The 26,964-nt window shown below is 65.9% G+C and carries 26 protein-coding genes; 14 read left to right on the top strand and 12 right to left on the bottom strand.

Annotated elements, in window-relative coordinates:
• Window positions 1-118 precede the first annotated feature (118 nt).
• The 4 genes from F7O44_RS11830 (at window position 119) to F7O44_RS11815 (ending at window position 2,871) form a co-directional block, all read left to right on the top strand.
• Window positions 119-940, top strand: coding sequence for an HAD family hydrolase (locus tag F7O44_RS11830; protein WP_162450424.1), 822 nt, complete (start codon window positions 119-121; stop codon window positions 938-940).
• 109 nt (window positions 941-1,049) lie between these two features.
• Window positions 1,050-1,724 (top strand): PadR family transcriptional regulator, encoded by a 675-nt coding sequence (locus F7O44_RS11825; RefSeq protein WP_162450423.1) that lies wholly within the window; start codon window positions 1,050-1,052, stop codon window positions 1,722-1,724.
• Window positions 1,721-2,146 (top strand): DUF1707 SHOCT-like domain-containing protein, encoded by a 426-nt coding sequence (locus tag F7O44_RS11820; protein WP_162450422.1) that lies wholly within the window; start codon window positions 1,721-1,723, stop codon window positions 2,144-2,146. Before F7O44_RS11825 ends, F7O44_RS11820 begins: the two co-directional genes overlap by 4 nt.
• 20 nt (window positions 2,147-2,166) lie before the next feature.
• On the top strand, window positions 2,167-2,871 hold the full coding sequence (locus F7O44_RS11815) for an oxidoreductase (RefSeq protein WP_162450421.1): 705 nt from the start codon (window positions 2,167-2,169) through the stop codon (window positions 2,869-2,871).
• A gap of 50 nt (window positions 2,872-2,921) precedes the next feature.
• Here F7O44_RS11815 and F7O44_RS11810 read toward each other — a convergent pair whose 3' ends face one another.
• Window positions 2,922-3,785 (bottom strand): aldo/keto reductase, encoded by an 864-nt coding sequence (locus F7O44_RS11810; RefSeq protein ID WP_162450420.1) that lies wholly within the window; start codon window positions 3,783-3,785, stop codon window positions 2,922-2,924.
• Between the two features lie 423 nt (window positions 3,786-4,208).
• Window positions 4,209-5,279, bottom strand: a complete 1,071-nt coding sequence (locus tag F7O44_RS11805; RefSeq protein WP_162450419.1) for a hypothetical protein — start codon at window positions 5,277-5,279, stop codon at window positions 4,209-4,211.
• Between the two features lie 92 nt (window positions 5,280-5,371).
• Between F7O44_RS11805 and F7O44_RS11800 the strand changes: the two genes are divergently transcribed.
• Together F7O44_RS11800 and acs are read left to right on the top strand one after the other, a co-directional pair.
• On the top strand, window positions 5,372-6,121 hold the full coding sequence (locus F7O44_RS11800; RefSeq protein ID WP_162450418.1) for a class I SAM-dependent methyltransferase: 750 nt from the start codon (window positions 5,372-5,374) through the stop codon (window positions 6,119-6,121).
• 236 nt (window positions 6,122-6,357) lie between these two features.
• The gene (gene acs, locus F7O44_RS11795) at window positions 6,358-8,322 is read left to right on the top strand and encodes an acetate--CoA ligase (protein ID WP_162450417.1); all 1,965 of its coding nucleotides are present in this window, start codon (window positions 6,358-6,360) and stop codon (window positions 8,320-8,322) included.
• A gap of 127 nt (window positions 8,323-8,449) precedes the next feature.
• Here the strand turns inward: acs and F7O44_RS11790 are convergent, their stop codons facing one another.
• Window positions 8,450-8,770, bottom strand: coding sequence for a DUF6506 family protein (locus F7O44_RS11790; RefSeq protein ID WP_222851290.1), 321 nt, complete (start codon window positions 8,768-8,770; stop codon window positions 8,450-8,452).
• 143 nt (window positions 8,771-8,913) lie between these two features.
• On the bottom strand, window positions 8,914-9,939 hold the full coding sequence (locus tag F7O44_RS11785; protein ID WP_162450415.1) for a lactonase family protein: 1,026 nt from the start codon (window positions 9,937-9,939) through the stop codon (window positions 8,914-8,916).
• A gap of 89 nt (window positions 9,940-10,028) precedes the next feature.
• On the opposite strand from F7O44_RS11785, the gene F7O44_RS11780 reads away from it, so the two are divergent.
• Both F7O44_RS11780 and F7O44_RS11775 read left to right on the top strand, forming a co-directional pair.
• The gene (locus tag F7O44_RS11780; protein ID WP_162450414.1) at window positions 10,029-10,739 is read left to right on the top strand and encodes a nucleotidyltransferase family protein; all 711 of its coding nucleotides are present in this window, start codon (window positions 10,029-10,031) and stop codon (window positions 10,737-10,739) included.
• 185 nt (window positions 10,740-10,924) lie between these two features.
• Window positions 10,925-11,428 (top strand): ferritin, encoded by a 504-nt coding sequence (locus F7O44_RS11775; RefSeq protein ID WP_162450413.1) that lies wholly within the window; start codon window positions 10,925-10,927, stop codon window positions 11,426-11,428.
• Window positions 11,429-11,488: 60 nt separating this feature from the next.
• On the opposite strand, the gene F7O44_RS11770 is transcribed toward F7O44_RS11775, so the two are convergent.
• A complete protein-coding gene (locus tag F7O44_RS11770) occupies window positions 11,489-12,628 on the bottom strand; it encodes a heparan-alpha-glucosaminide N-acetyltransferase domain-containing protein (protein ID WP_222851289.1) in 1,140 nt (379 codons plus the stop codon).
• A 404-nt stretch (window positions 12,629-13,032) separates the two neighbouring features.
• On the opposite strand from F7O44_RS11770, the gene dnaK reads away from it, so the two are divergent.
• Genes dnaK through F7O44_RS11750 form a run of 4 tightly spaced genes read left to right on the top strand, consistent with a single transcriptional unit; the run spans window position 13,033 to window position 17,241 of the window.
• Window positions 13,033-14,904, top strand: coding sequence for a molecular chaperone DnaK (dnaK, locus tag F7O44_RS11765; protein ID WP_162450411.1), 1,872 nt, complete (start codon window positions 13,033-13,035; stop codon window positions 14,902-14,904).
• On the top strand, window positions 14,901-15,641 hold the full coding sequence (gene grpE / locus F7O44_RS11760; RefSeq protein ID WP_222851288.1) for a nucleotide exchange factor GrpE: 741 nt from the start codon (window positions 14,901-14,903) through the stop codon (window positions 15,639-15,641). Before dnaK ends, grpE begins: the two co-directional genes overlap by 4 nt.
• Before the next feature lie 33 nt (window positions 15,642-15,674).
• Window positions 15,675-16,829 (top strand): molecular chaperone DnaJ, encoded by a 1,155-nt coding sequence (gene dnaJ / locus F7O44_RS11755; protein ID WP_162450410.1) that lies wholly within the window; start codon window positions 15,675-15,677, stop codon window positions 16,827-16,829.
• 31 nt (window positions 16,830-16,860) lie between these two features.
• Window positions 16,861-17,241: a heat shock protein transcriptional repressor HspR gene (locus F7O44_RS11750; RefSeq protein WP_162450546.1), complete on the top strand. Its 381-nt coding sequence runs from the start codon at window positions 16,861-16,863 to the stop codon at window positions 17,239-17,241.
• Between the two features lie 103 nt (window positions 17,242-17,344).
• Here the strand turns inward: F7O44_RS11750 and F7O44_RS11745 are convergent, their stop codons facing one another.
• The gene (locus F7O44_RS11745; protein ID WP_162450409.1) at window positions 17,345-17,755 is read right to left on the bottom strand and encodes a hypothetical protein; all 411 of its coding nucleotides are present in this window, start codon (window positions 17,753-17,755) and stop codon (window positions 17,345-17,347) included.
• Between the two features lie 95 nt (window positions 17,756-17,850).
• On the opposite strand from F7O44_RS11745, the gene F7O44_RS11740 reads away from it, so the two are divergent.
• Entirely contained in the window at window positions 17,851-18,456 is a 606-nt protein-coding gene (locus F7O44_RS11740) for a TetR/AcrR family transcriptional regulator (RefSeq protein ID WP_162450408.1), read from the top strand.
• 103 nt (window positions 18,457-18,559) lie between these two features.
• Here F7O44_RS11740 and pepE read toward each other — a convergent pair whose 3' ends face one another.
• Both pepE and F7O44_RS11730 read right to left on the bottom strand, forming a co-directional pair.
• Window positions 18,560-19,279: a dipeptidase PepE gene (gene pepE, locus F7O44_RS11735; protein WP_162450407.1), complete on the bottom strand. Its 720-nt coding sequence runs from the start codon at window positions 19,277-19,279 to the stop codon at window positions 18,560-18,562.
• A gap of 126 nt (window positions 19,280-19,405) precedes the next feature.
• Window positions 19,406-19,600, bottom strand: coding sequence for a hypothetical protein (locus F7O44_RS11730; protein ID WP_162450406.1), 195 nt, complete (start codon window positions 19,598-19,600; stop codon window positions 19,406-19,408).
• Window positions 19,601-19,870: 270 nt separating this feature from the next.
• On the opposite strand from F7O44_RS11730, the gene clpB reads away from it, so the two are divergent.
• Window positions 19,871-22,453, top strand: a complete 2,583-nt coding sequence (gene clpB, locus F7O44_RS11725) for an ATP-dependent chaperone ClpB (RefSeq protein ID WP_162450405.1) — start codon at window positions 19,871-19,873, stop codon at window positions 22,451-22,453.
• A 14-nt stretch (window positions 22,454-22,467) separates the two neighbouring features.
• Here clpB and F7O44_RS11720 read toward each other — a convergent pair whose 3' ends face one another.
• The 4 genes from F7O44_RS11720 to F7O44_RS11705 all read right to left on the bottom strand — a co-directional run bounded on the left by F7O44_RS11720 (window position 22,468) and on the right by F7O44_RS11705 (window position 26,952).
• Window positions 22,468-23,208 (bottom strand): SIP domain-containing protein, encoded by a 741-nt coding sequence (locus tag F7O44_RS11720; protein ID WP_162450404.1) that lies wholly within the window; start codon window positions 23,206-23,208, stop codon window positions 22,468-22,470.
• 72 nt (window positions 23,209-23,280) lie between these two features.
• Window positions 23,281-24,690: a serine hydrolase gene (locus F7O44_RS11715; protein ID WP_162450403.1), complete on the bottom strand. Its 1,410-nt coding sequence runs from the start codon at window positions 24,688-24,690 to the stop codon at window positions 23,281-23,283.
• 104 nt (window positions 24,691-24,794) lie between these two features.
• Window positions 24,795-26,165, bottom strand: a complete 1,371-nt coding sequence (gene radA / locus F7O44_RS11710) for a DNA repair protein RadA (protein ID WP_162450402.1) — start codon at window positions 26,163-26,165, stop codon at window positions 24,795-24,797.
• A 94-nt stretch (window positions 26,166-26,259) separates the two neighbouring features.
• Window positions 26,260-26,952, bottom strand: coding sequence for a class I SAM-dependent methyltransferase (locus F7O44_RS11705; RefSeq protein ID WP_222851287.1), 693 nt, complete (start codon window positions 26,950-26,952; stop codon window positions 26,260-26,262).
• Window positions 26,953-26,964: the final 12 nt, after the last annotated feature.

Below are 26,964 nucleotides of genomic sequence, written 5' to 3'. Positions count from 1 at the left end.
AGATTTTTCGACTGTGATTTAGCGAACGGTTCGGACGCGGTCGTGAACGGCGACTCAACCCCATATCCTCGATGTTGTGGACAGCGAAGCCCACTCCCCTTGAAGTGGATCACATCACATGACTGAAACCGGTACGGACCAGTTGGCCCGACGCACCGCGGCTTTCTTCGATCTAGACAAAACCGTCATCGCCAAATCCAGCACCCTCGCGTTCTCGCGCAGCTTCTATCAAGGAGGTTTGATCAACCGGCGGGCGGTGCTGCGAAGCGCCTACGCCCAGTTCGTGTACCTCGTAGGTGGCGCCGATCACGACCAGATGGAGCGGATGCGGGAGTATCTCTCCGGGTTGGTGACCGGTTGGGACGTGCAGACGGTGAAGGACATCGTCGCCGAGACCCTGCACACCATCGTGGACCCCATCGTCTACGACGAGGCCATCACGCTGATCGAAGAGCATCACCTGGCCCATCGCGACGTCGTGGTGGTGTCGTCGAGTGGCACCGAAGTGGTCGAGCCTATAGGCGAGATGCTCGGCGCTGACCACATCGTCGCCACCAGGATGGTGGTCGACGACGGCAAGTTCACCGGCGACATCGACTTCTATGCCTACGCTGAGAACAAGGCCGAGGCAATCCGGAAGATGGCCGCCGACGACGGGTACGACCTCGCCCGCTGCTACGCCTACTCCGACTCGGTCACCGACCTGCCCATGCTCGAGGCGGTTGGCCACCCGTATGCGGTCAACCCGGATCGTGCGCTCCGCAAGATCGCGGCGGAGCGCGGCTGGCCGGTGCTCGTGTTCTCCAAGCCGGTGGCTTTGCGGCAGCGGCGCGCCTCGATCCGGGAGGCCCCCAAACCGGCCATCGCCGCCGCGGCGATCGGTGCGGGCGCGGCAGCTGCCGGACTTGCCTGGTACGCCATGCGCCGCCGAGGACGTTGAGCTCTTCCCCTACCGGTCGGCACGGCACTTCGCCGAGCCTTGCCAGCCGAGCGTACGCGATATATCGTCATAGTATCGCGAAAGCTCGAGTTGTAAGGCGGGGAGAAGAATGACTCGTGCGACACACTCGACCGAGCGGCCATGGGCATGGAGCAAGCAATGGTCCTGTGGTCCGGCTGAAGGATGGATGGCGGCGATGTCCGGCAAAGGTCATGGATTCGAGGGCTTCGGGCCGTGGGCCATGTTCGGCCAGAGCCCGCCCTGGGCGCGGCCCGGCCGCGGTGGCCACCGCGGGCATCGGCGAGGTGGGCAGGCGCGCAGAGGTGACGTCCGGGCGGCCATTCTGAGCGTGCTCGCCGAGCAGCCGATGAACGGCTACCAGGTCATCCAGGAAATCGCCGCGCGCAGCCGTGGCGCCTGGAAGCCCAGCCCCGGCTCGATCTATCCGACCTTGCAGCAGCTCGAGGACGAAGGTCTGGTCCGGGCAGCTGAACAGGCCGGCCGTCGTGCATTCGAGCTCACCGCGGAGGGACGTGGCTACGTCGAGGCCCATCCGGAGGAGATCGCGGCACCGTGGAAGGCGTTCGCGGACACCGACGAGGACGACGATCTACAGCCGTTGATTGCCCAGGCCGCTGCGGCGATGTGGCAGATCATGGCCACCGGCACCGATGAGCAACAGGCGCGGGCCCGTGAGGTGCTCGCCGAAATGCGTCGCCGGCTGTACGGAATCCTCGCCGACGGGGACGAGAGTGACGACCAGGATGGGGGGACCCGGCCATGACCACGGATCGAGCCTTGCGCATCGGGGACGCTGAGCGTGACTCTGCCGCGTCCACGCTCAGCGAGCACTACGCGTCGGGCCGGCTGACCAAATCCGAATACGACGAACGACTCGAGGGCATCTGGGCCGCCAAGTTCGATGCGGACCTCCAGCCATTGTTCGCTGACCTGCCCGGCTCGTACGGTGCCGCTGAGCCGGTCATCCGCCGACCGGCTGGAAAGGGTCCGGCGTCCCGGCAGCGGCGTCATCCGCATCCGGATCGCGCGAAGACGTTCGTGCTGGCCCCGGTGATGGTTGGCGGACTCCTGGCGCTGGCGTTCGTCGTCCTATCGGGAGCGCCCTGGCTGGCGCTCGTCGCCTTCTGGTTCCTTGCCTGCGGTGGGTTCGGGCATCGGCGCCGCCGGCTCCACCATCATGCCTAAAGCAACATAGGCTCGACGCCGTGGACGATCCTCTTGCTCGAGTCGCGGCTCTCGACGGCGTCGGCACGGCAGCCGCACACGCCCGGGACGCTGTTGACGCATTGCTCGGGCATCGCGCTATGCGAAACCAGGCAGCGCGGCTCGCGTCCGAATCCGCCGTTCGTGGTGCGCGGGCGTCCGCCGCGCTCGAAGGCGGCAACGCCGAGGCAGTCGAAGATCCGTTTCTGCAGGGAGCGCTACGGGCGGTGGCAGAGGTGCCGGAGCTGGCCACTCTGTGGGAACGGGCGCCGCGTCAAGTACTCGCGCGGCTGCACGTACTGGCCGCACGTGACCTGGTGCAGGATGCCGACGCCCTCGGGCGGCCCCGGCCGGCCTCGGATCATGCCCGGCTCGACCAGATTCTGCAGATCGCCACCGGAGCCACCACCGCCCCGGGCGTTGTCGTGGCGGCGGTGGTTCACGGCGAGCTGCGGTCCATTCGCCCGTTCGGCGTGGCCGACGGGGTCGTGGCCCGGGCTGTCGAGCGTGTTGTCCTGGTGGCCCGAGGTGTGGACACCAAGGCTGTCACCATCCCGGAAGCAGGACATCTAGCGCTGGCCCGAGCGTATGAACCGCTGCTCGAGGCTTACGCGACGGCCACCCCCGATGGCGTCGGCGCATGGATCCGGCATTGCGCCGACGCCTATGCACGGGGTGCCGAGGAAGGCCTGGCGTTGGTGTCCTGACGTAGGACCCGAGTTGCAATCGGAACCACGCGCGACAGCGACGGTAGCGTTCAGGCGGCGGAATCGAGGTCGGCGATCTCGTCCGGACTGAGGTCCAGATCGACCGCGCTCGCGGAGTCGACGATGCTCTCCGGCCGGCTGGCTCCCGGTATGGGAATCACGCCCTGCCCTTTGGACAGCATCCACGCCAGACAGACACGCTGCGGGCTGCAGTTGTGCCTGGAAGCCACTTTCTGGAAGGCGGTGAAGATGGAGCCGAGATCGCGGGCGCGCGAAATGCCACCCAACGGACTCCACGGCAGGAACGCGATACCGATGCTCTCGCACAGGTCCAACTCGGGTTCGCTGCTGCGGAATGCCGGTGAGAACTGGTTCTGGACCGACACAAGACGTCCACCGAGAATCTCATTGGCCTGGCGAATCTGCTCCGGATCGGCGTTCGATATACCGGCCATCCGGATCTTGCCTTCATCGAGAAGATCACGGATGGCGCCGATCGAGTCGGCGTACGGCACCGCGGGGTCGGGCCGATGGAATTGGTACAGGCCGATCGCGTCTACCCCGAGCTGCTTCAAGGACGCTTCACAGGCACGTCGCAGGTACTCGGGCGATCCGTTGCGGGTCCAGGTGCCGTCGCCGGGACGTAGGTGACCGCCCTTGGTGGCCACCAGCACGTGGCCGGTGTCGTGGCTGTAGGTGGCCAGGGCCTTCGCGATCAGCGCCTCGTTGTGGCCGACCTCGCCGGCGTGAAGGTGGTACGCGTCGGCCGTGTCGATCAGCGTGACCCCAGCGTCCAAGGCGGCGTGGATGGTCGCGATCGAGCGTGTCTCGTCCGGACGGTTCTCGATGGACATCGGCATCGCGCCGAGCCCGATCGCGCTGACGTCTGTATCGCCGATACGGCGGTAGTGCATGGTGGGTGACCTCCGGATGGGTGGAGACATGGACGTTGCCAGACTTCCCTGTCCTGATGTCATCTGTCCACAGGAGGCATCGAGCTGATCAGGACTCCGGAGGCGCAATCGCACAGCCCGGACAGAGTGGAGGGAATGGGTTTGGGTGTCGATCGGCCCACCCGAAGTGGCCCCGACATGCGAGCGGCGCCCCGAACGGAGCGCCGCCGCTGACACAACCGCGCGGGCTACCAAGCGTGCACTCACGTCTGTCGCCTCGGCTGGCCCGTAGCGACTGCCCGTACATGGGCGGATCGCCGCGTGGGTACCTGCGGGTTGTGCTGTGGACCATTTCGGTCCGCTACTTCATTGATATCCGATGGACGTTCACTCAGGGAAGGAAACGCCGAGATCTTTACACTCGGCACGCCGGCGCCGCCCGAGTCATTCACCGCACACGTCGCCGACCATCCTGCCGAGCTCCATCAGCACGGGCACGGGAACGTCGTTCTGCTGCACACGCGCGGAGTCGCCGCTGGTATCGGCGGAGACATGCAAGCTGAGCTGTATGAAGTCGAGTTCGTCGGCATCGCTACAGCTGGTTAGCTGCCATTGGATGTCGACGGCGACCGTGCTGTGGGTGGTCAACTCCACAGGCAAGTTGGTGGCGGTGACGTCGAACCCTGGTGCGTGTGCCCAGAGCCGCACCACTGCCGCGTCTACGTCGTCGGCCGCGTCGGCGCTGAAAGCCTCGGTCGAGAGGCGAAACTCGGTGTGTAGAACGTCATCTCCCGATTCCCGCGGCAGCGCGTCGGCGGCCTCCACGAACACGAACGGGTAGCCGGAATCTCCGCCGGAGCATGCCCAGGTCCAGGTGTCACGGAGATGAATGCGCTGCTGAGGGAATTCGACCGACGTCGTCGTTTCCTGCGCACCGGAGCGCACAAGCGCCGTTGTCGTCAAGGAGCCGGTTGCCTCGCCGGCTGTGGGCTGGTCGTCGCACTCAGGCGAGATCCGGATCGTCCACGTCGTCCAGTCGGCCGGCTCCGCGACGACGCTTTCCCGGCTGCCGCCGTGGCCGACGAAGACCCAGCCCTCGATCTCGAGCTCCATCACTTCGACAGCGCGTTGTCCGGCGTTGAAGACGGAGAACTCGGCGGTCCATGTGTCGGCCGAGTTCGCTGTGCCCGTCCCGTCGATGTGGACCGTCCCGCCAACTAACTCGACCCGGGATTGCTGGATGGCATCATGGCGCGCGTTGGTCCCCACAACGCCGGCGGTGGCGCCGACGACGAGAGCCAGCCCGAGTGCTGCCCATGGCCGCCATGAACGCACGCTGGGCGGCTCGCCGGGCCACTGATCGCTCTCGCCAGGGGCACCCGGTGCGCCACGATCCAGGTCAAGTGGTGGAAGCCGGGCGTCGTCCGCCGAGCGGTTGTGCGTGCGGGGTCCGCTGACGTCCGCTGCGTGCTCGATCGAACGGGCGTCGTCGGGGCGTCGCCTCCAGAGGCCCATCTGCCCAGTGTGCTCTATTCGCATCGGCTCTGAACAGGACGCCGTCGGCAACGCCGGACAACAATGAAGATCAGCTTCGCTATTCTGGCGGTATGCGAAGTGATCGGCACCGTGAACTGGCGGCCTCGTTCAGTTCGGTCGCAGATGTCTACGAGCGTTCCAGGCCGGACTATCCGGACGCCGCGGTGCGGTGGATGACAGGTGATGCTCCGGCGAGGGTGCTCGACCTCGGTGCCGGAACCGGAAAGCTGACGTCTTCCCTGATCGACGCCGGTCACGACGTTGTCGCCGTGGACCCTTCGGAGCCGATGCTGGAGCACTTGGCGATGGCGATGCCACAGGCAGAGGCACATGTCGGCAGCGCGGAGGCGATTCCAGTGGCCGACGCGAGCGTGGATGTCGTGGTCGTGGCGCAGGCGTTCCACTGGTTCGACCACGAGGTCGCGGTTCCGGAGATCGCGCGGGTGCTGCGGCCTGGCGGCCGCCTGGCGTTGATCTGGAACCTTCGCGACGCGTCGGTGCCGTGGGTGGACGAGCTCTGGACCATGATCAATCCGGATGAGCCCAGGCGCATCGAACTCACGGACGTCGAGGGGCGTTCGCCGCTGGGTGACAGCTCGCTGTTCGGTTCCGTCGAACACGTCACTTTCGAGCACACTCAGCATCTGGACCAGCAGCGGTTGGTCGAACTCGTGACTTCCCGCTCCTACGTTGCTGTTCAGTCACCCGAGGAACGCGCACCGCTCCTGGATGCGGTGCGGGACATCTATGATCGCGAGGCACTCGCCGCCGGGATCGTGCTGCCCTACATCACGTACTGCTTCCGGACCTACCGCACCTAAATGATCATGTTTGGTGGGTTTCCCCTTGCGTCACGCCGCCCCCTGGGCCGCCCCACGCGAGAGGCCGGTCTCGTCTCACTAGGTGGACCTGAGACGATCGGATGACAAACAGGTTTCGTCTGCCCCCTCGCGGACCGCGGGCCGAAGGTGAGAGACGGGTCTTGCTGTCCACGTGAGCGCATGGTGAGCTAGACCGCGGGGTCCAGACGAGTACGAGATGTGAGGAGCAGACAAAGGTGACCAGCGACGCTCTCTCCAATCTGCTGCAAGAAGATCGCCGATTCCCGCCGGACGATGATTTCGCGGCGCAGGCGAACGCCACCGCCGCGCTCTACGACGAGGCACGTGAAGATCGGCTGGCGTTCTGGGACCGGCAGGCCCGTGAGCTGCTGACATGGGATACAGAGTGGAATCAGGTGCTCGACTGGAGCAACCCACCCTTCGCGAAGTGGTTCGTCGGTGGACGGCTGAATGTCGCCTACAACTGTGTTGACCGGCACGTGGAGGCCGGTCACGGCGATCGGGTTGCCATCCACTGGGAGGGTGAGCCCGGAGACTCCCGGACCCTGACCTACGCCGACCTGCAGCGAGAAGTCAGCCAGGCGGCCAACGCACTGATCGCGCTCGGGGTGGGGCACGGCGACCGGGTCGCCATCTACATGCCGATGATTCCCGAGGTCGCCATCGCCATGCTGGCCTGTGCCCGCATCGGCGCTATCCATTCCGTCGTCTTCGGTGGCTTCTCCGCGGAGGCGCTGCGCAGCCGGATCGAAGATGCCCAAGCAAAGCTGGTGATCACCGCCGACGGCGGGTACCGGAGGGGGAAGCCGGCATCGTTGAAACCGGCTGTCGACGAGGCGGTCGCGGCATCACCATCGGTCGACAAGGTGCTGGTTGTGCGCCGCACTGAGCAAGAGGTCGACTGGGACAACACCCGCGATGTCTGGTGGCACGACATCGTCGGTTCCCAGCCGATCGACCACACCCCCGAGGCACACGATGCCGAAGACACGCTCTACATCCTGTACACCTCCGGCACCACCGGGAAGCCGAAGGGCATCCAGCACAGCGCGGGTGGTTACCTTCTTCAGACCGCCTACACGCATCGCAACGTCTTCGATCTCAAACCTGACTCGGACGTGTATTGGTGCACCGCCGACGTCGGTTGGGTCACCGGTCACAGCTACCTCGTGTACGGCCCACTGGCCAACGGCGCCACCCAGGTCATGTACGAGGGCACACCTGACTTCCCCGAGGCCGGCCGGTGGTGGGACATCGTCGAGAAATACGGCGTGACCATCCTCTACACGGCTCCTACGGCGATCCGCACGTTCATGAAACAAGGCGAGGAGATCCCGGCCCGCCGTGATCTTTCCTCCCTGCGGGTTCTCGGTAGCGTCGGCGAGCCGATCAATCCGGAGGCCTGGATCTGGTACCGCAGGGTCATCGGCGCAGACCGGACGCCCATCGTCGATACCTGGTGGCAGACCGAGACGGGCGCCATCATGATCAGCCCGTTGCCAGGCGTGACAGCGGCTAAGCCGGGCTCGGCGCAGGTGCCACTGCCGGGTATCGCCGCTGATGTCGTTGACGACGCCGGCAACGTCGTGCCCGATGGCCACGGTGGATACCTGGTGCTCACCGAGCCGTGGCCGTCGATGCTCCGCACCATCTGGGGCGACGATCAACGGTTCATCGACACTTACTGGTCGCGTTTCGAAGGGCAATACTTCGCTGGCGACGGTGCCAAGAAGGACGAAGACGGCGACATCTGGCTGCTGGGCCGGGTGGATGACGTTATGAACGTGTCCGGGCATCGCATCTCTACCACGGAGGTCGAGTCCGCGCTGGTGTCTCATTCGAAGGTCGCCGAGGCGGCCGTCGTCGGCGCGTCCGACCCCACCACCGGGCAAGGGATCGTGGCTTTCGTCATCCTGCGTGCAGACGCGGGTGACGGCGGCGCCGATGTCGTGGCCGAACTGCGCGCCCACGTGGCCAAAGAGATCGGGCCGATCGCCAAACCACGGCAGATCCTCGTGGTCGCGGAGCTGCCGAAGACGCGCTCTGGCAAGATCATGCGCCGGTTGCTACGGGACGTGGCCGAGAACCGTGAGCTCGGGGATGTCCAGACGCTCGCCGACCCGACAGTGATGAACCTGATCAGCTCCGGGCTGGCGAAGAGCTCCTCGGACGACGACTGACGCCCCGCCCAACCTGGGTGATCGTGAGCGGATTCTTGCTGCTATGTGCACCGAGATCCGCTGACGATCACCCGAATCGCGGCAGAAATCCGCTCACGATCACCGGAAGGTGGCGCCGCTCGTTTGATCAGGCCGGGCTCTGCTCGGCCTCGAACTGTGCAGAGTAAGCCGCCAACCCTTGGCCGGAGTCGACGGCGAAGGTCACGTGGCCGACCGGCACGCGACCGTCCACTGCTTCGACGACTCGCGCGGCGTCCACCAGCGCGAAACCTCCGCACAGCTCGATGAGCCCAATGCCCTCGTCGATCAGCGCGATGGCGGTGGCGGGAGCCTCGGCCGGGGTCGGTACCGGGACCAAGTACGTACGTTGGCCTGCCCGGTCGATCACGATCCGATCCTCGACGGGATCGGTGTCCGGGTGTTCGTAGATGAAGGCCCAGGCAGTCACGTGCATTCTCCGTTCTTCATGTGTGGGCATGTGTGTCGGTACTGTTCAGTGCTCGATGGCAAACCTATAACCTCAACATTAGTTCAGGTCAACGCATGTAGGCGCTCGTGTCGAGTGAGGCTGCTCGGCGCTCGGCAGCGCCGCTATGCCCAGACGATGCACGACGGGCTCGGCACGCCGAACGGTTCCCCGACCCGTTCGGGCAGACCGTTAGCCTGATCGATCCGGAACGATGTGATGCTGTCGGCGAACTGATTGGCCGAGTACAGATGGCTTCCGTCAGGCGAGAGCACGATGTCACGCGGGTGATCGTCGCCGCAGGGAACCCCGGCTACCAGTGTGAGTTCGGCTCCGTGCACCGAGAGCACCGCGATCTCGTTGACGAAGCGATTGGCCACATAGAGGAATCGGCCGTCGTTGGAGAGCCGGATGGCCGACGGGTGGCTGGCCTCCGTGGCGCCCTCCGGGCGCGTCAAAACGGTTCCGAGGGCAGCCCCGGCGTCGAGATCCATCACGGTGACGGTCGAATCCAGTTCGTTTGCGACATATGCGAACCGGTCGTGGACTACGAGGTGCCGGGGCCCGGCACCTGGGGGCGTGCGGAGTTCGTCGGCCAGGCGCAGTGTGCCGGAGGTGAGGTCGAGGGAGTACCGGTAGACGATGTCGGTCCCCAGGTCAGCCGCCAGGACGTGACCACGCCCGGCTCCGGTGCCGGGGTCAGTGATGATCATGTGGGCGTGCGGGCCCTCTTGGCGAGCCGCGTCTGGACCAGAGCCCTTGTGCTGAATCACACTGGTTGCCGCGCCGAGTGAGCCGTCGTCGTGAATCGGGTGGGCGGCGACGGTACCGGAGCCATAGCAGGCGCTGATCACGAACTGGCCGCTCGGGTGTATCGACAGGTGGCACGGCCCCGAACCACCGGTGGACTGGGGCTCGCCGAGCGGGGTCAAGCTGGCGCCGTCGACGGTCCAGGCCCGAACCTGTCCGTTCTCTCTTTCGGCAATCGAGTAGAGGACCCGGCCGTCGCCGGACAATGCCAAGTACATCGGGTCCGGCGCTTCGACACCTCCGATCCTGGTGATGTCCGGGCCGTCGATGTCCAGCACAGTGATGCCAGCAGCGGGGGTACCTTTACCGGTGCTCGTCGCCGCTCCGAGGAATGCACGCATGTGCCCTATCTTGCCCCACGTCCGCGAGGTGTCGATCGCCGAACCGGGCAGCCGCCACGTCGGTCTCGGTCAGCGGTAGGGTCTGCTGCATGGGGAGTCAACCGGTGGTCCGGCAAGCGGTCATTCTGGCGGGTGGACAGGGGTCGCGGCTCAAGCCGCTGACAAACACTGTTCCCAAAGTGATGGTCGAGATCGCCGGCAGATGCATCATCGATCACCAGATCGAGTGGCTGGCCGAAGCTGGAGTCGCCGACGTCGTGGTCTCTGCCGGCCACTTGCACGAGACCCTGGCCGAGCACCTCGAGTCGAGCGACCAGCCGCTCCGGATCCAGACCGTGGTGGAGGACGAGCCACTGGGCCGTGGTGGCGGGCTCAAGTATGCGGGTAGGCAGCTTCCGGACCCGTCGGCAGCCTGGTATGCGCTGAACGGCGACATCTGGACCAGGTTCGACCTGCGACAGATGGCGGACTACCACGTCGAGCGCTCCGCCGCGGCCACCATCGGCCTGGCCCGTCCGCGGATGCCGTGGGGTGTGGTCGATCTCGACGAATTCGGCCGGGTGATCGACTTCGTCGAAGCGCCGCCGTCGCCCTACCCGATCAACGGTGGCGTGTACGTCTTCTCACCCGCGATGCTGGACATGCTGCCGGATACCGGCGACCACGAGCGCTCCACATTCCCCCTGCTGGCCAAAGAACGCCGGTTGGCCGGATTCCCGATCGAGGGGTACTGGCGCGCCATCGACACCGCGAAAGACGTCGCTGAGGCCGCCAAGGAACTCCGGGCATCACACACGTGAGCTCGGATTCACCGGGCTGGGCGGGTGAAGCAGTGCCCGGCGCGTCCATTCAGGCTGCGCTCTACGCTCGTCGTTGACCCACGAGCCGGCGACTCCGCTTCGGGTGCGCTTAGGTTCGCCATGCCTTGGCAAGGCTAGACATGGCTTCGTGGAAATATCCTCTGAGCTGGATTAACGTCTTCAACATGAAGCTAAATGACATCCTTGACAAGGCGTTTTCGGAGCAGATCACCCTGGAGATCGAATCCTCCATCGCATATCTCCAGTTGGCTATCGCCCTCGATGACGCTGACCTTCCGGGCATGGCGTCCTGGATGCGAATCCAGTCCGACGAGGAACGAGACCACGCCGCAAAGTTCATCAACCACGTCACGGCTCGGGGCAACCGGCCTCAGATCGGCAACATCACCGCTCCCTCCGATCCCGGACCGGAAGTAGTGACGGCGTTCGAGGCAGCGTTGTCCCATGAGCAGAAGGTCTCCGAATCGATCCGCGCTCTGTACCGGCTGGCGCAGGCAGAGGGCGACATCGACAGCTTGCCGCTGCTCAGCTGGTTCATCGAGGAGCAGATCGAAGAAGAGGCCACCGTTTCGGAGATCCTCGGCAGGCTGCACATGATCGGCGACGACGGCCCTGGTCTGCTCCGGCTCGACGGTGAGCTCGGCGCGCGCAAGCCTGATGCCGAATAGCTGATCCCGGCCAGGGCTCTCGGCGCACCACCTGGCCTCACCTGCCGGGATGGTGCTGTCTTAGGGGCTGCGGCGGTCGGTTGTGCGTTCGGCCACGGCTGACTGGCCGGCTCTGGAGAGCGCCGCGGCCGCGGCTTCCAGCGGTCCCCGGCCGACGTAGTGCCGCCATGGGACGGCCACCGCGAACGCGACCACCACGTGCAACAGCAGAGCATGTTCGTGATCGCGCGGCAGCAGTGTGGCCAGCAGCACTACATGTAGCGAGTACAGCGTGAACGTCATGCTGCCGATGGCCGCCATCGGCAGCATGACCGCCCGCGCCCGATGCTCCAGCAACAACATCAGCCCGAGGACGGCTGCCGCCGTGCCGATCGTGTGCAGCAGGTCGAACGGCGTGGCTGTGTGTGGTGAGGCGATCGTGAGCCACCACCAGCTGGTGGTTGGGCTGGTGCCGTAGAACGAGGTGTTCAGCACCCCGTCGGTGAATGGCCGGCTGACGGGGTGCATTCCGGTGCCGGCCTCAATGAGGTGCTCCATCACGCCCTGCTGGAGCAACAGCCACGACAGCACGAAGCAGCTGACAGCCAGCGCCGCCCCGCTGAGCAGCAGTCTCAGCGCCACCCGCGACGACGACAGCATCAGCCGGCCGATCCCCAGCCCGGCGAGCATGTAGGCGACCCAGGGCAGCACCGGGTAGTAGCCCGTCAAAAGCAGCTGTTGAATCAACTCCGCCGGGCGCGCGAGCGAATCGATCGTCGGATCTCCCGGCGTGGGGAGTGGTATGTCGACCCGCAATGCATGGCTGATGAACGGCGTCGCTATTGCCCACAGAGCCGCTAGCGGTAGGAGTACCCGAGCTCGCAGGCCGAGGAAGGGCATGGCGGCGAGGAACAGCAGGCCGTAGTACACCAGGATGACCGCGACCCCGGAGTCCAGTTGTCCGAGGATCAGTCCCACCGCGATCAGCAGTGCTGCCCGAGTGATCGTCCCAGCCCATGCTTGGCGTAGCCGGACCCCTCGTGGCGGTGCGGTTCCACCGCTGGCGAGGGCCAGTCCCACACCTGCTAATAGGGCGAACAGGGCCGAGGCGCGGCCGCTGGCGAGTAGATGCGCGATGCTCGTCGCGCCGTCGTCCCTCACCGACGGAGTGACATGCACGGCGATCATGCCGAGCAGAGCGATGCCGCGCGCGGCGTCCACGCCGTGCAGACGCGGACGGTTCTGCGTCGCGTGGCGAGGCATGGCCGGGGGTGGCGACTAGAAGATCAGCGAAGCGAGGAACGGCGCAACGGTCAGGACTAGGCAGAACACCAAGACGATCGCGACCATTCGCTTCTTGGGGTCCGTCCGGCGCGGAGTGTCATCGGTCTCACGCATGGCTCTACCTTACGTGGTGTTCCTCGCGTCGCAACGCCTGTCCGCACTCGGCAAAGCATGGTTGTGGCGACGTCGGGAACATCAGGGAGCGTCCGGGCGTTGTCCGTAAAGGCGAAGTTGAGTCAAGTAGGCTCAATCCCAGATTGACAAGCGTTAGAGTAGAAGCATACTTGAGTCAGTCTGACTCAACAGTTAAAGCATTCGATACGAAATGTTGGAGGAAAGCCATGGCACGAGCTGTCGGCATTGACCTCGGTACTACCAACTCCGTCGTCGCCGTCCTTGAAGGCGGTGAGCCCGCGGTCATCGCGAACGCCGAGGGTGCGCGGACCACCCCGTCGGTGGTCGCGTTCGCCAAGAACGGCGAGGTCTTGGTCGGCGAGGTTGCCAAGCGACAGGCTGTGACCAACGTCGATCGCACTATCCGCTCCGTCAAGCGGCATATGGGTTCGGACTGGAAGACCGAGATCGATGACAAAACCTTCACGCCGCAACAGATCTCCGCGTTCGTGCTGCAGAAGCTGAAGCGTGACGCGGAGGCGTACCTCGGTGAGACCATCACCGACGCGGTCATCACCACGCCCGCGTACTTCAGCGACGCCCAGCGGCAGGCGACCAAGGAAGCCGGTGAGATCGCCGGTCTGAATGTGCTGCGGATCGTCAATGAGCCCACCGCGGCGGCTCTGGCTTACGGGCTGGACAAGGGTGAGCAGGACCAGACCATTCTCGTCTTCGACCTCGGTGGCGGAACCTTCGACGTGTCGCTGCTCGAGATCGGCGAGGGCGTCGTCGAGGTGAAGGCGACCAGTGGCGACAACCACCTCGGCGGGGACGACTGGGACCAGAAGGTCGTCGACTGGCTGGTGGACCGGATCAAGGCCACGCACGGCCTCGACCTGTCCAAGGACAAGATCGCCATGCAGCGTGTCCGGGAAGCCGCCGAGCGGGCGAAGATCGAGCTGTCGTCCAGCACCCAGACCTCCATCTCGCTGCCCTACATCGCACAGGACGCCGAGAAGAACCCGGTGCATGTCGACGAGAGCCTGTCGCGTGCCCAGTTCGAGCAGATGACCAGCGACCTGCTGGACCGCACCAAGTCTCCGTTCGAAGCGGTCATTCGCGATGCGGGCATCTCGGTCGACCAGATCGACCACGTTGTGCTGGTCGGGGGCTCCACCCGGATGCCGGCCGTGGTGAACCTGGTCAAGGAACTGGCCGGCGGCAAGGAGCCGCACAAGGGCGTCAACCCGGATGAGGTCGTCGCCGTCGGCGCCGGGCTGCAAGCCGGCGTGCTGCGCGGCGAGGTCAAGGACGTCCTGCTGCTCGACGTGACCCCGCTGTCCCTCGGCATCGAGACCAAGGGCGGCGTCATGACCAAGCTGATCGAGCGCAACACCACTATCCCCACCAAGCGCTCGGAGATCTTCACCACCGCCGAAGACAACCAGCCGACGGTGGGCATCCAGGTGTACCAGGGTGAGCGTGAGATCGCCGCTTACAACAAGAAGCTCGGCACGTTCGATCTGACCGGACTGCCGCCTGCTCCCCGCGGCGTTCCGCAGATCGAGGTCACCTTCGACATCGACGCCAACGGGATCGTGCACGTATCCGCCAAGGATCTCGGCACCGGCCGCGAGCAGTCGATGACCATCACAGGTGGTTCAGGCTTGGCCAAGGAAGACATCGAGCAGATGGTCAAGGATGCCGAGCAGTACGCGGAGGAGGACCGCAAGCGTCGCGAGGCCGCCGAGAACCGCAACCAGGCCGAGTCTCTCGTCTACCAGACTGAGAAGTTCCTTGCGGACAACCAGGAAAAGGTCGACACCTTGTCGGCCGAGGTCCGTGACGACGTCAACTCCTCCCTCGAGGAGGCGAAGAAGGCTCTCGAGGGTGCCGACGACGCCGCGATCAAGTCCAGCTCGGAGCGGCTGCAGACCGCATTCCAGGCGCTTGGCGCCGCGATCTACGCGAACGCCCAGCCGCCGTCGGGTGAGCCTGGTGCCGATGCCGGCGGCGAGGCAGGGGCTGACACGGACGCCGCGGCAGAGGAAGATGTCGTCGAGGCCGAGATCGTGGACGAGGAGAAGGACGACAAGTGACCGACGAGCAGCACGTTCCGGAAGAGGGTGAGACACCGGTGGTACGTGACCGTCGGCGGATCGATCCGGAAACGGGCCTGCGGCGGGAGCCGGATCAGAATCCCACTCCCGTCGAGAGTTCCGACGCGCCGTTGCCAGACGAAGCGACTCAGCCGTCGGCCGCGTCCGACGGCGAGTCCGACGCTCTGGCGCAGGCTCGCGCGGAGGCCACCGAGCGGCTCGACGATCTGAAGCGGTTGCAAGCGGAGTACCAGAACTATCGTCGACGCGTCGAGCGAGACCGCGTCGCGGTCCGCGAGGCGGCGAAGGCCGAAGTGCTCGGGGGTTTCCTCGGTGTTCTGGACGACGTCGGCCGGGCACGCGAGCACGGTGATCTGACCGGCGCGTTCCGGGCGGTAGGAGAAGCGCTGGAAGCGGCCGTCGCGAAGGCTGGGCTGGAGCAGTTCGGTGAGGTGGGAGACGAGTTCGACCCCACTATTCACGAGGCTCTTATGCACGGCTATGCCGACGATGTGAAGGTGACGACCTGCACGCAGATCCTGCAACCCGGGTACCGCGTGGGTGAACGGGTCATCCGTCCGGCCCGGGTAGCCGTGGCCGATCCGACCGAGGCACTGGTGGAGCCGGAAGGCCACGACGAACAGGACGAGAATGGTGCAGAGCCGGACGATAATGGCGGTATCGCCGCACCAGAATCGGCCGGCGACGCCGATCACCCCGGCACCGGAGACAACTAGGCCGTTACATCGCAGAAGGGAGGGGAGCAGCCTGTGAGTACCAAGGACTGGATCGAGAAGGACTATTACAAGATCCTCGGAGTGTCGAAGGACGCTGACGCGGCCGAGGTGAAGAAGGCCTATCGAAATCTTGCTCGCGAGCTGCACCCCGACCGCAACAAGGACGACAAATCGGCCGAGACGCGTTTCAAGGACGTGTCGGAGGCCTACTCGGTGCTGTCCGATCCGGAGAAGCGCAAGCAGTACGACGAAGCCCGGACCCTGTTCGGTGGCGGTGTCCGTACGCCGGGCGGCCCTGGCGGCGGCTCGTTCGGGTTCGACCTCGGTGACATCTTCCCGGGAGGCGGAGGTGGCGAGGGAGGCCTGGGCGACGTCTTCGGTGGCCTGTTCGGGCAGCGGAGCCGCAGTAGAAGCGCCAGCGCCCGCCGGGGGGCAGACGTCGAGACCGACGTGTCGATCAGTTTCGCGGAAGCGGTTGACGGCAAGACCGTGCCGTTGCGGATGACCAGTTCCTCGGCGTGTACCTCTTGCGCGGGGACTGGTGCCCGGGCGGGGACCGTTCCGCGAGTCTGTGCCGCCTGTACCGGCACCGGCTACACCAGCACCGACTCCGGCGGGTTCGGCATGACTGAGCCGTGCCGGGACTGCAAAGGCCGGGGGCTGGTGGTTGACGACCCGTGCCCGGCGTGCAGCGGGTCCGGCAGGGGTGCGACCAGCAAAGTCATGCATGTCCGGATTCCGGCCGGCGTTGTCGACGGTCAGCGGATCCGGCTGCGTGCCAAGGGGGCGCCCGGCGAACGAGGCGGCCGGGCCGGCGACCTTTATGTCACGGTGCACGTTGGATCGCACCCGGTGTTCGGCCGCAAGGGCGAGCACCTGACCGTCACTGTGCCGGTGACGTTTCCGGAGGCCACTTTGGGGGCAGAAATCAAGGTACCCACCTTGAACGGTGCCCCGGTGACGCTCAAGCTTCCGGCCGGTACGCCTAACGGGCAAACGTTCCGGGTGCGTGGCCGCGGCGCCACTCGGCGGGACGGCACTCGCGGTGACTTGCTGGTCACCGTTCAGGTCGAGGTGCCCGATCAGGTCAGTGCCTCGGCTCGGAAGGCTTTGGAGGATTACCAGACCGAAATGTCGGGGGATGACATCCGCGCTGAGCTGATGCGAAAGGCTGCGGAGGGAGGCTGACATGGACGCACGTACCAGATTCGTGGTGGCGATGTCTGGCGCAGCGAGGCGGGTTCGTGATGATGAGCCGCTGTATGTCATCTCGGTAGCGGCTGAGATGGCCGGCATGCATCCGCAGACGCTGCGCCAGTATGACCGGCTCGGGTTGGTGTCGCCACGGCGCACCGGCGGTGGGGGCCGTCGCTACTCTTTGCGCGACGTTGACCAGTTGCGCGAGGTGCAGCGGCTATCCCAGGAAGAGGGCGTCAACCTGGTCGGAATCAAGCGGATTCTCGAGCTTGAGACCGAGGTCGAGCATTTGCGGGCTCAGTTGGAGGCCTTGCTCGAGCAGCATCGTCAAACGCAGTACCTGCCGGCCCAGACGTTTGGTGGCAGCGCACTCGCGATCTACCGCTCGCCACACCCTCGCTGACCTCCTACCCCGCCTAAATGATCATGTTTGGTGGGTTTTCTCGTCCGTCAACAAGTCTGCAGACATCGTGACGCGCGAGAAGTCCTGGTGATGCTGGCTCCGGCTATACCGTGAGTAGCCCGACGGCCAGGGTGATCAGGCCCGCGGCAAGCATGAGTGCGCCGGCCCACACGAGCACCATGAGGCCGTTGGGTTTAGTGCGCCCGGCACCCATCGACGAAAAGAAGAAGCCGGCCGGCATGAGGATGGCGGCGATGGCCACGCCGCTTCGCGCGATCCATGCGGCGGCTCCCTCAAGGTTAGTGGCATCGGTGAGCACCGCAGCCAAGATGCCGAGAACCAGAAACATGCCGGCATGGCCATGTCCAGCCCGGGCAAACGCGCGCTGGAAGTCCGTCGCGGGCATCTGTCCACGGATCAGGCGGGTGAGATACCAGCCGCCGGACTCAACTGTGACCAGCGCAAGCAGCAGAATGCCGATCAGGCGGCTGGCCTCCGAGCTGAGCTCCAACATGGCATCCTCCAGGCAGAATGATTAACAACAGTGTTATAAAACACTGTTGGGTTATTCTTGTCAAGCTACTCGGGCCGGCGGAGGGACAAGGCGAGATGGGCAGGCCACGAATACATGACCAGGCGGTGGCCGATCAGTTGCTCGACCGAGCGACTCAGATCGTCGCATCAGATGGGGTTCGCGCGCTGAGCCTACGCAGACTGGCCAAGGAGGCGAGTACCTCGACGACGGCTGTGTACTCGCTCTTCGGTGGCAAACCCGGCTTGCTGGCGGCCCTGTACAAGAAGGTCTTCGCGCGCTTGTGGCAGGCGCAGATCGCCGTTGGCGCGAGTGACGATCCACTGGACGACCTGGTGCGGCTCGGATTGTCGTATCGGCAAGTCGCGATTGCTGACCCGCACGGGTACCGCATTATGTTCGGCGACGAGGTCCGTCCCGCGGACCTTGACGCGGAGACGGTCAAGCTGGGCGCCCGCACGTTCGACCCGTTGTTGAGTGCTGTCGAGCGCGCGGTGGCGATGGGCCGATATCCATCGGATCCGCCGGCGGCATCCATCGCCACCGCGTTGTGGGGCAACGTCCACGGCCTTGTCTCGTTGGAGCTTGGCCATTTCACACCGCCGCAGGCGGGAGATCCGGCGCGGGTATTCGAAGCCGCGGTGCGCGCAGCCGTCATCGGCTGGTGCGTGACCGCGGCCTGAGTGCCCCGTGCTCCCGGGCAGCGGCACCTTCTAGGCGGCGCCCGCACCAAGGGAAAGTCGCGTGAAGAGCTCGACGCGGCCATCGTCGCGCCGTACCGAGAAGCTAGCTGTCGAATCGCGGCGCGAACTCCAGGAGATCGCTGAGATCGGCTCCTGGCGCTAGATCGGCCGGCTCAGCGCCTCGGCGGAACAACCGTCCGCCTGCTTCCACGCCACCTAGCCTCAGTGTCCCGTCCTCGCGCCGTAGCCAGGTGCCTTCTCGCAGTCCCACCACCGCTACGTCGTTCTCCTCGAGGAACTGGAGGATGCGCTGCTCTCGGGTCTCGCCCATGTGGCTGTCGCCGGGCGCCGGGTCGACGTAGTGCGGGTTGATCTGGAAAGGGATCAACCCCAGAGTGTCGAAGGTGGTCGGTTGCACGATTGGCATGTCGTTCGTGGTGCGCATGGTGGGTGCTGCGATGTTGGTGCCGGCGCTGGAGCCGATGTAAGGCATGCCCTGGTCGGTTCGTTGTCTGATTATGTCGATCAAGCCGTGCTCGTGTACCGCCTTGACCAGGCGGAACGTGTTTCCGCCCCCGACGAAGACCGCCTCGGCGTCGGATACAAGCCTCGCGGGATCCCCTGTGTGGGCTCCCACCACGTCGAGCCCTAGAGGCTTCAATGCGTTGGTGAATATCTGGGTGTAGGCGTCATGATCGGCGAGCGCGAATGGCACGAACGTCACGGTCCGTACTCCTGAGAGCACATCCGCCAGCACGCTGTGGGCGTGTTCGAGGAGACCCCGGCCGGGCGCGGTGGAGTTTGACATCAGTAGCAGGTTCACGGTGCTCTCCCTCGAGGCCTCAATGATCATGTTCGCCACGCTCTTCTCGTGCCTACTATGCCTGCTTCCTTCGTGGCAGCATGAGAAGGTCGCGCGCGATCTGGGGGCGTCCACGATGCAGCGCAGTCACTCGATGTTGCGGGACTCCTCGATCCGGCGCGCAAGGCTCATCTCGGCGCCGAGTACGACGACGTAGATCGTGGCAGCGGCGAACGGGCAGGCCAGCCAGCTGAGCGTGCCGGGTAGGAGCGTTGCCAGTAGCCAGCTGGCGGCGATGGCTGAGGCGATCGAGAACAGGCTCAGGGAGCTGCCGAGAGCCACGACCCCCTGAGCCTTGTTCTGCCGTCGGTGCGAACCTCCAGTCTGCCCGCATCGCCGGCGTGCGCGGCGCGTACATTCGACGAGACCGCGGTGTGCCCCCGAGCAGTGGGGCCAGCCTCACGTGTCGTACGTGCCCGGCTCTACCCACTTCCGTCGGCGGGAAACGGCGTGGGCCTGGTTCAGAGTAGAGTTGAGTGGAATAGACTCAACTTTGGATACGTTGTTCATAACGCCCCCACTCGACACACTGTGAGGAGACACTGGAGACTGATGAACGACCAGCTGACCACCAAGGCGCAGGAGGCGCTGTCGGTTGCGGTGCGCAACGCCGCCACCTCGGGTAATCCTGCCGTAGAGCCGATTCACGTGTTGCGGTCGCTGCTCATCCAGGCCGACGGATTGACCGCACCCCTTCTGGAAGCCACCGGAGCCGACGTCGCTGCTGTTCGCCGCGATGTCGACGCCGCGTTCGCCGCCTTGCCGTCAGCGGCCGGATCCACTGTCGCGGCGCCAAACCTGGCGCGCCCCACCTATGCGGTGCTCTCGCACGCCGGCGAAGTGGCCCGCGAGCTCGACGACCAGTATGTCTCCACCGAGCACCTCTTGGTCGGACTTGCGCATGTCGATTCGCCGGTGAAGGACTTACTGGCCAAGTACGGCGCCACCGCTGAGAAGATTCGCGCAGCCTTCAGCGAGGTGCGGGGCTCCGGCCGGGTCACTAGTCCTGACCCGGAAGGCACATATGACGCGCTGAACAAGTACGGCGTGGACCTCACCGAACGCGCCCGTGAAAGCAAGATCGATCCTGTCATCGGGCGCGATTCCGAGATCCGTCGCGTCGTCCAGGTATTGTCCAGGCGCACCAAGAACAACCCAGTACTCATCGGTGAGCCCGGTGTCGGGAAGACCGCGGTGGTCGAAGGGCTGGCACAGCGGATCGTCACCGGCGACGTCCCGGAGTCATTGCGTGGCAAGCGGCTTGTCGCTCTCGACATAGGCGCCATGCTGGCCGGAGCCAAGTACCGCGGTGAGTTCGAGGAACGGCTGAAGGCCGTGCTCGACGAGATCAAGAACAGCGAAGGTCAGGTCGTCACTTTCATCGACGAACTGCACACCGTGGTCGGCGCCGGCGCCAGCGGTGATTCCGCCATGGACGCGGGCAACATGCTCAAGCCCATGCTGGCCCGCGGTGAGCTGCGGATGGTCGGCGCCACCACGCTCGATGAGTACCGAGAGCGCATCGAGAAAGACCCCGCGCTCGAGCGACGGTTCCAGCAGGTGTTCGTCGGCGAGCCCAGCGTCGAGGACACCGTCGCGATTCTGCGCGGATTGAAGGAGCGCTACGAAGCTCACCACAAGGTTCAGATCTCCGACGCCGGGTTGGTCGCGGCCGCTGCGCTCTCGAACCGGTACATCACCGGACGGCAGCTGCCTGACAAGGCGATCGACCTGGTTGATGAGGCCGCCTCGCGATTGCGCATGGAGATCGATTCGTCGCCCGTCGAGATCGACTCCCTTCGCCGTCAGGTGGATCGGTTGAAGATGGAGGAGCTCGCGCTCGACAAGGAGCAAGACGAGCCGTCCCGCGAACGCCTCGCCGCGCTCCGTGCTGAGCTCGCTGATCGCGAGGAAGAACTGCTTGGCCTGGAAACCCGGTGGGAGCAAGAGAAATCCAACCTGAACCGGGTCGGTTCCTTGAAGGAGCAGATCGACGAACTCCGTGGCCAGGCCGAACGTGCTCAGCGCGAAGGTGATCTCGCCGGCGCGAGCGAACTCCTCTATGGCCGGATTCCGGAGCTGGAGAAGGAGCTCGCCGCTTCCGAGGTCCTCGAGAGCCCGACCGCCGAGACCATGGTCAAGGAGGAGGTCGGCCCGGACGACATCGCCGATGTCGTCGCCGCCTGGACCGGCATACCCGCGGGCCGGCTGCTGGAAGGCGAGACGGGCAAGTTGCTGCGCATGGAGGACGAGCTAGGGCGACGCGTGGTGGGTCAGGCCAAAGCCGTGGCGGCTGTCTCGGACGCGGTCCGGCGGGCCCGTGCGGGCGTGTCCGACCCTGACCGCCCCACAGGTACGTTCCTGTTCCTCGGACCTACGGGCGTCGGCAAGACCGAGCTGGCCAAGGCGCTGGCGGACTTCCTGTTCGACGACGAGCGAGCCATGGTCCGCATCGACATGAGCGAGTACAGCGAGAAGCACAGCGTGGCGCGGCTCGTCGGCGCGCCACCGGGATACGTCGGTTACGAGGAGGGCGGCCAGCTCACTGAAACCGTGCGACGCCGGCCGTACTCGGTGATCCTGCTCGATGAGGTAGAGAAGGCGCACCCGGAGGTCTTCGACATCCTGCTGCAGGTATTCGACGACGGACGGTTGACCGATGGCCAGGGACGCACAGTCGATTTCCGCAACACCATCCTGATCCTGACCTCGAACCTCGGCTCGACGTTCCTCGCCGATCCAGCCCTGGACGACGCCGCCAAGGAGAAGGCGGTCATGGATGTGGTGCGGACCTCGTTCAAGCCGGAGTTCCTGAACCGCCTGGACGACGTCGTGATGTTCCAGCCTCTGGGTACGGGTGAGCTGGCTCGCATCGTCGACCTCCAGGTCGTGCGTCTCGCTGAGCGGCTGGCCGATCGCCGGCTGAGCCTTCAGGTCAGCGAGAGTGCGAAGGAATGGCTGGCATTGACCGGATACGACCCCGTGTACGGCGCGCGGCCGTTGCGGCGGCTGGTGCAGACGGCCATCGGCGACCAGCTGGCGCGCTCGATCCTGGCCGGCGACATCCGCGACGGCGACACCGTGGCCGTCGAGCTCGACGAAGGCGCTGACCAGCTCACCGTTCGGCGGGCGTGAGCGCCAGACACCCGTTAGCCGGGGGAGCCGGCGCGGCCGCGCCGCCAGTAGCCGTAGGCGTGGATGTCCGGACGCGCTACGCCACGTTCGGATGCGGCGAACCGGCGGACCGCTCGAACCTCCGTCGTCTCCCCTGCTACCCAGAGCTCGACGCGGCCGGCGGGCCAGTCCATCGATCGGACCGCGTTCTCCAGCGAAACCGTGGTGCCGGCTGGTGCCCCGTCGCGGTGGAGCCACCGCAGCGACAGCTCAGCCGCGGTGGTCAGCTGCTGTTCCTCTGCTGCGTCAGCGATCTCGATGAACGCGTGAACAGGTAGTCCTGCCGGAGCAGCTTCCAGGAGCGAGGCAGCTGCGGGCAGCCCGGTCTCGTCGCTGACCATGATCAGCGCGTCGGCGTCGAACGACGGCACGGCATGCGGACGCGGGCCGGTGAAGGCGATGGTGTCATGTTTGTCCGCCGCCAGCGCCCATCGAACGAACGGTCCTTCACCATGCAGAACGACGTCGACCTCGAGCCGGCCGGACACGGCGTCGTACCTGCGAATGGTGTAGGTCCGGCTTGGTGGGCGAGCCCCGCTGGTGGCGCCGTCGGGAAGCTCCGCCGGGGGCGAGAGCCGAAGGACCTGGTTAGGGCAGCTGAGCTCGAAGGGGAGGTGCGGGGAATCGACGACGAAGGCCAGCCGCAGCATCGTGGGCGTGACCCGCTCGGAGTCTATGAGCCGAAGCAGGCCGTTCGGTGTATGCGTCTCAGCCACGCTGGGCAGCATAACGAGCCCAGCTCCGTGCCCCGCGTGCGCTCCCCTGAACACCGGCCCCGGTGCGGGCGATCAACGTAGGGGTTTGCCAGGGGAGACGTGGCCTAGCGTGGCAGCCGCCCCGCGTACCCGTTCGATCGGGTACGACGTTCCGGTCGCCCCGCGAATCGACATGACGGTGTCGCCGGAGAACTCATAAGAGAGTGTCTCGCCGTACGAGGCGTACCCGACCCCACCGGTCATGCGTAGCGTGTGGTCGTCGATGACGGACAGTTTGGCCGGCGCGTGGGTGGGGTCAGCGGCGGTGGGTGCGAGCAGGTAGAGCTGACCGCCGAGAAGTACGACGTCGGCCGCTCGCCAGAGGTTGGCGAAACGTCCGGTGAAACGGTGGAGCCCGGCGTGGTCGGAGCCAGCATCCGTGTCGTGCGCTCCGCTTTCCGCCAGATTCACCAGGCGCAGCAGCGTGACCGCGAGCTCTTCTGCCGGCCCGTCGATGGCGTTGGTCAGGACCGACACGGCGAGCCGGTCCTCCGGGTCGAAGAACGTCCGCGTGATGTGACCGGGATAGCCGCCGCCGTGACCGAACACCAGGCGTCCGCCGATCTCGGCCCGCGACAGGCCGAGACCGTACTCGCCGTCCGTGCCCTCGACCTTCCATTCGGCCCGTTGCATCAGCCGTTTAGATGCGTCGGTGAGGAGGCGAACGTCGCCGTGGAAATGAGCCGCGGCATAACGGACGACGTCCTCGGCGGTGCTGTAGAAGCCGGTGGCCGGGGCCATGGCGGCGGTGTCGACATGATCGATGCGCACACGGTGATCGGCGTAGGCCAGTGCGCTGTAGCCGCAGGCATATTCGGTGGCGCGCGCGGGGTCGTACTCGGGGCCGGTGTTGGGCAGGCCGAGCTGGTCGATGATGTGCTCACGTACGTACGCCTGGTAATCCTGTCCGGAAGCGGCGGCGATGACGAGTCCCAGCAACGAGTATCCGATGTTGGAGTACTTGAAGCGCTCGTTGGCCGGCACGACCTCGGCACGGTCTGAGGCGATCTTTCGCAATGCCGCCTCGTCAGGGAACTCGTCGGCGAGTTGCCAGAAGTCGCTGTCGTGGCCGTCGCGTATCACTCCCGCGCTGTGGCCGAGCAGTTCCCGGACGGTTATGCCGCTCAGTGGCTGGCCCGTCAGCCACGGCAGCCACTGTTCGAGGGTGTCGTCGAGGCGCAGTACGCCCTTCTCCGTCAACTGAAGGACAGCGGTGGCGGTGAATGTCTTCGAGTGCGACGCGATCCGGAACAGGTGCCGCGGAGTCAGGGATATGCCGGCTTCGGTGTCGGCGTACCCGTAAGCGCGGGAGAGCAGTAGATCGTCATCGAACCAGACGGCGGCCTGCACACCGGGAATCCGGGAATAACGCTGGCGGAACTCCAGCCAGGACTCGAAGTATGTGACGGCATCGGCGACGGCTTCACGGGGCAGGTTGCTCACGCCGCCACCCTAATGTCCGCCTCATGACATGCGGCCCGGTGGCCGGGGCGGTAAGACGGTCGGCGTGAGCCGCGGTGCGGCGGAGGGGGTCTCGCCCGCTTGGCTCACGTCAACGGAAACGCCGACGCGGGATCGGCCACGATGGCAAGTGCTGAACCGACATGGTCGACTTCGACGACGCGGATTCCGGGCGGGACCGGACCGGGATCAGGCGGGACGAGGGCCGTCGTGAATCCCATCCGTTCTGCCTCCGCGAGACGTCGCTGCAAGCCGGTGACGCCTCGGATCTCACCGGCCAGGCCGACCTCGCCCAGTGCGATCATGCCCATCGGGGTGGGCTCTTGCGCGGCAGCGCTCGCCACTGAGATCAGCACCGCGAGATCGGTGGCCGGCTCCGACAGCCGAGCGCCGCCGACCGTGGAGGTGTAGACGTCCCGCGTGCTCAGCTGCACCCGGCCGCGTCGCTCGAGCACAGCGAGCACCATGGCGACCCGAGCCGAATCCAGGCCGCTGTTCGCTCTGCGTGGGGTGTTCAGTGCCGACGGGGCCACCAGCGCCTGGACCTCGCCCAGAAGTGGACGTCGCCCCTCGACGGTAACCGTGATGCACGTCCCTGGGACCGGGGCGGCGTGCCGCGAGAGGAAGAGCCCCGTGGGATCCGGAAGCGACGTGATTCCGGCGTCGGTCAGATCGAAGCACCCGACTTCGTCGGCCGGGCCGTAGCGATTCTTGACCGTGCGGACCGTGCGCAACCGGGAGTTCCGGTCTCCCTCGAACTGGAGGACGACGTCCACGAGATGTTCCAGGACGCGGGGACCGGCGATGGAACCGTCCTTGGTGACATGCCCGACCAGCACAGTGGCGATGCCACGCTCTTTGGCCACCCGGATCAGGCTGCTGGCGACCTCGCGGACCTGGTTGACCCCACCCACCGGGCTTTCTAGCGACGGGCTGGACACCGTCTGCACCGAATCGAGTACCACCAGTGAGGGTTTGACCTCGTCGATGTGGGTGAGAACCGCGGAGAGGTCCGTCTCGGCGGTCAGGAAGAGATCATCAGCGAGTGCACCGGTGCGCTCGGCACGCAGCCGAACCTGGGCGGTCGACTCCTCGCCTGTCACGTACAACGTGCGGCCGGCATCCTTCGCCCACTTGGCCGTGACGTCGAGCAGGAGGGTCGACTTGCCGACCCCCGGTTCACCCGCCAGCAGGATGACGGCGCCTTGGACCAGGCCACCGCCGAGTGCTCGGTCGAATTCCTCGACGCCGGTGGGCCGGGTGCGAGCGACCTCGAGGCCAACCGCTCCGATCGGCTGCGCGACCCGGCTGACCGGTCCGGCCTGGGTGGCGCCGGCCCGCGGCGCGGCCGCTTCGTCGACCGTGCCCCACGCCTGGCACTCGCCGCACCGGCCGACCCACTTGGAGGTGGTCCAGCCGCACTCGGCACACCGGAAGGTCTGTGTTGCTTTTGCCATGGTCACACCGTAGAGGCCGGGACTGACAACCGTCGTGTGATCCCGATCGCCGCTGTCCGGGCCGCGCGGGGACCGGCTGCGGGCGTCGTCGGGGTCAGTACGTGCGCCAGAGCAGATTGACCGCGTAGTCCACGCTGTTACCAGGGTGCTCGGCCAGAGCGGCTTCGGCGACCTCCGGCGCGAACTCGATGCGCACCACGGACTCGAACGATTCGCGGTCCGGATGTTCCCAGCGGATGTCGAGCGGCACGTGGTGCCAGCCTTGCCGGGCCCAGAACCGCTCTACCGCGGCCGGGTCGTAGGCCGGCAACGCCCGCCGGAACCAGGAGCCGAACGTGGACCTGGTGGCGTCGTTGTCGATGACGAATGCGGTGCCGCCGCGACGCAGCACTCGTGCCAGCTCGGTCAGGCCCGACTCACATCCCGGCCCGAAGAAGTAGGCCCAGCGTGCGTGTACAACATCGACCGACGACGGCGGGAGCGGCAGAGCCTGGGCCGTTCCACGCAGCACCTCGATCGGTCCGGCGAGTTCCGAGACACGCTGACGTGCTTGGCGCAGCAACGGCGGATGGGGTTCGACGCCGATCACCCGGGCCGCGTCCGCCGCGAATCGCGGCAGGTGGAAACCGGTGCCGCAGCCGATGTCAAGGACGGTTTGGCCCGACCAGTCGTGGATGCCGCGCATCGTCTCTTCGATCAGGCCATCGGGGTCCACTCCGCGATTCTCGATCTCGTAGATATCCGGGTACTTCCAGATGTTGGGACTCGGGATCACGTCACGTGGCACCCCCCACACGAT

The organism is Phytoactinopolyspora mesophila (assembly GCF_010122465.1).
Classification (GTDB): Bacteria; Actinomycetota; Actinomycetes; order Jiangellales; family Jiangellaceae; genus Phytoactinopolyspora; species Phytoactinopolyspora mesophila.
This window is presented reverse-complemented; position numbering and strand designations above follow the sequence as displayed.

Excerpts from the sequence above, each read along its gene's own strand:
- F7O44_RS11830 (WP_162450424.1), top strand. The coding sequence starts at position 119 with ATGACTGAAACCGGTACGGACCAGTTGGCCCGACGCACCGCGGCTTTC.
- F7O44_RS11825 (WP_162450423.1), top strand. The coding sequence starts at position 1,050 with ATGACTCGTGCGACACACTCGACCGAGCGGCCATGGGCATGGAGCAAG.
- F7O44_RS11820 (WP_162450422.1), top strand. The coding sequence starts at position 1,721 with ATGACCACGGATCGAGCCTTGCGCATCGGGGACGCTGAGCGTGACTCT.
- F7O44_RS11810 (WP_162450420.1), bottom strand. The coding sequence starts at position 3,785 with ATGCACTACCGCCGTATCGGCGATACAGACGTCAGCGCGATCGGGCTC.
- F7O44_RS11805 (WP_162450419.1), bottom strand. The coding sequence starts at position 5,279 with ATGGGCCTCTGGAGGCGACGCCCCGACGACGCCCGTTCGATCGAGCAC.
- F7O44_RS11800 (WP_162450418.1), top strand. The coding sequence starts at position 5,372 with ATGCGAAGTGATCGGCACCGTGAACTGGCGGCCTCGTTCAGTTCGGTC.
- F7O44_RS11785 (WP_162450415.1), bottom strand. The coding sequence starts at position 9,939 with ATGCGTGCATTCCTCGGAGCGGCGACGAGCACCGGTAAAGGTACCCCC.
- F7O44_RS11780 (WP_162450414.1), top strand. The coding sequence starts at position 10,029 with ATGGGGAGTCAACCGGTGGTCCGGCAAGCGGTCATTCTGGCGGGTGGA.
- F7O44_RS11775 (WP_162450413.1), top strand. The coding sequence starts at position 10,925 with ATGAAGCTAAATGACATCCTTGACAAGGCGTTTTCGGAGCAGATCACC.
- dnaK (WP_162450411.1), top strand. The coding sequence starts at position 13,033 with ATGGCACGAGCTGTCGGCATTGACCTCGGTACTACCAACTCCGTCGTC.
- F7O44_RS11750 (WP_162450546.1), top strand. The coding sequence starts at position 16,861 with ATGTCTGGCGCAGCGAGGCGGGTTCGTGATGATGAGCCGCTGTATGTC.
- F7O44_RS11745 (WP_162450409.1), bottom strand. The coding sequence starts at position 17,755 with ATGTTGGAGCTCAGCTCGGAGGCCAGCCGCCTGATCGGCATTCTGCTG.
- F7O44_RS11740 (WP_162450408.1), top strand. The coding sequence starts at position 17,851 with ATGGGCAGGCCACGAATACATGACCAGGCGGTGGCCGATCAGTTGCTC.
- clpB (WP_162450405.1), top strand. The coding sequence starts at position 19,871 with ATGAACGACCAGCTGACCACCAAGGCGCAGGAGGCGCTGTCGGTTGCG.
- radA (WP_162450402.1), bottom strand. The coding sequence starts at position 26,165 with ATGGCAAAAGCAACACAGACCTTCCGGTGTGCCGAGTGCGGCTGGACC.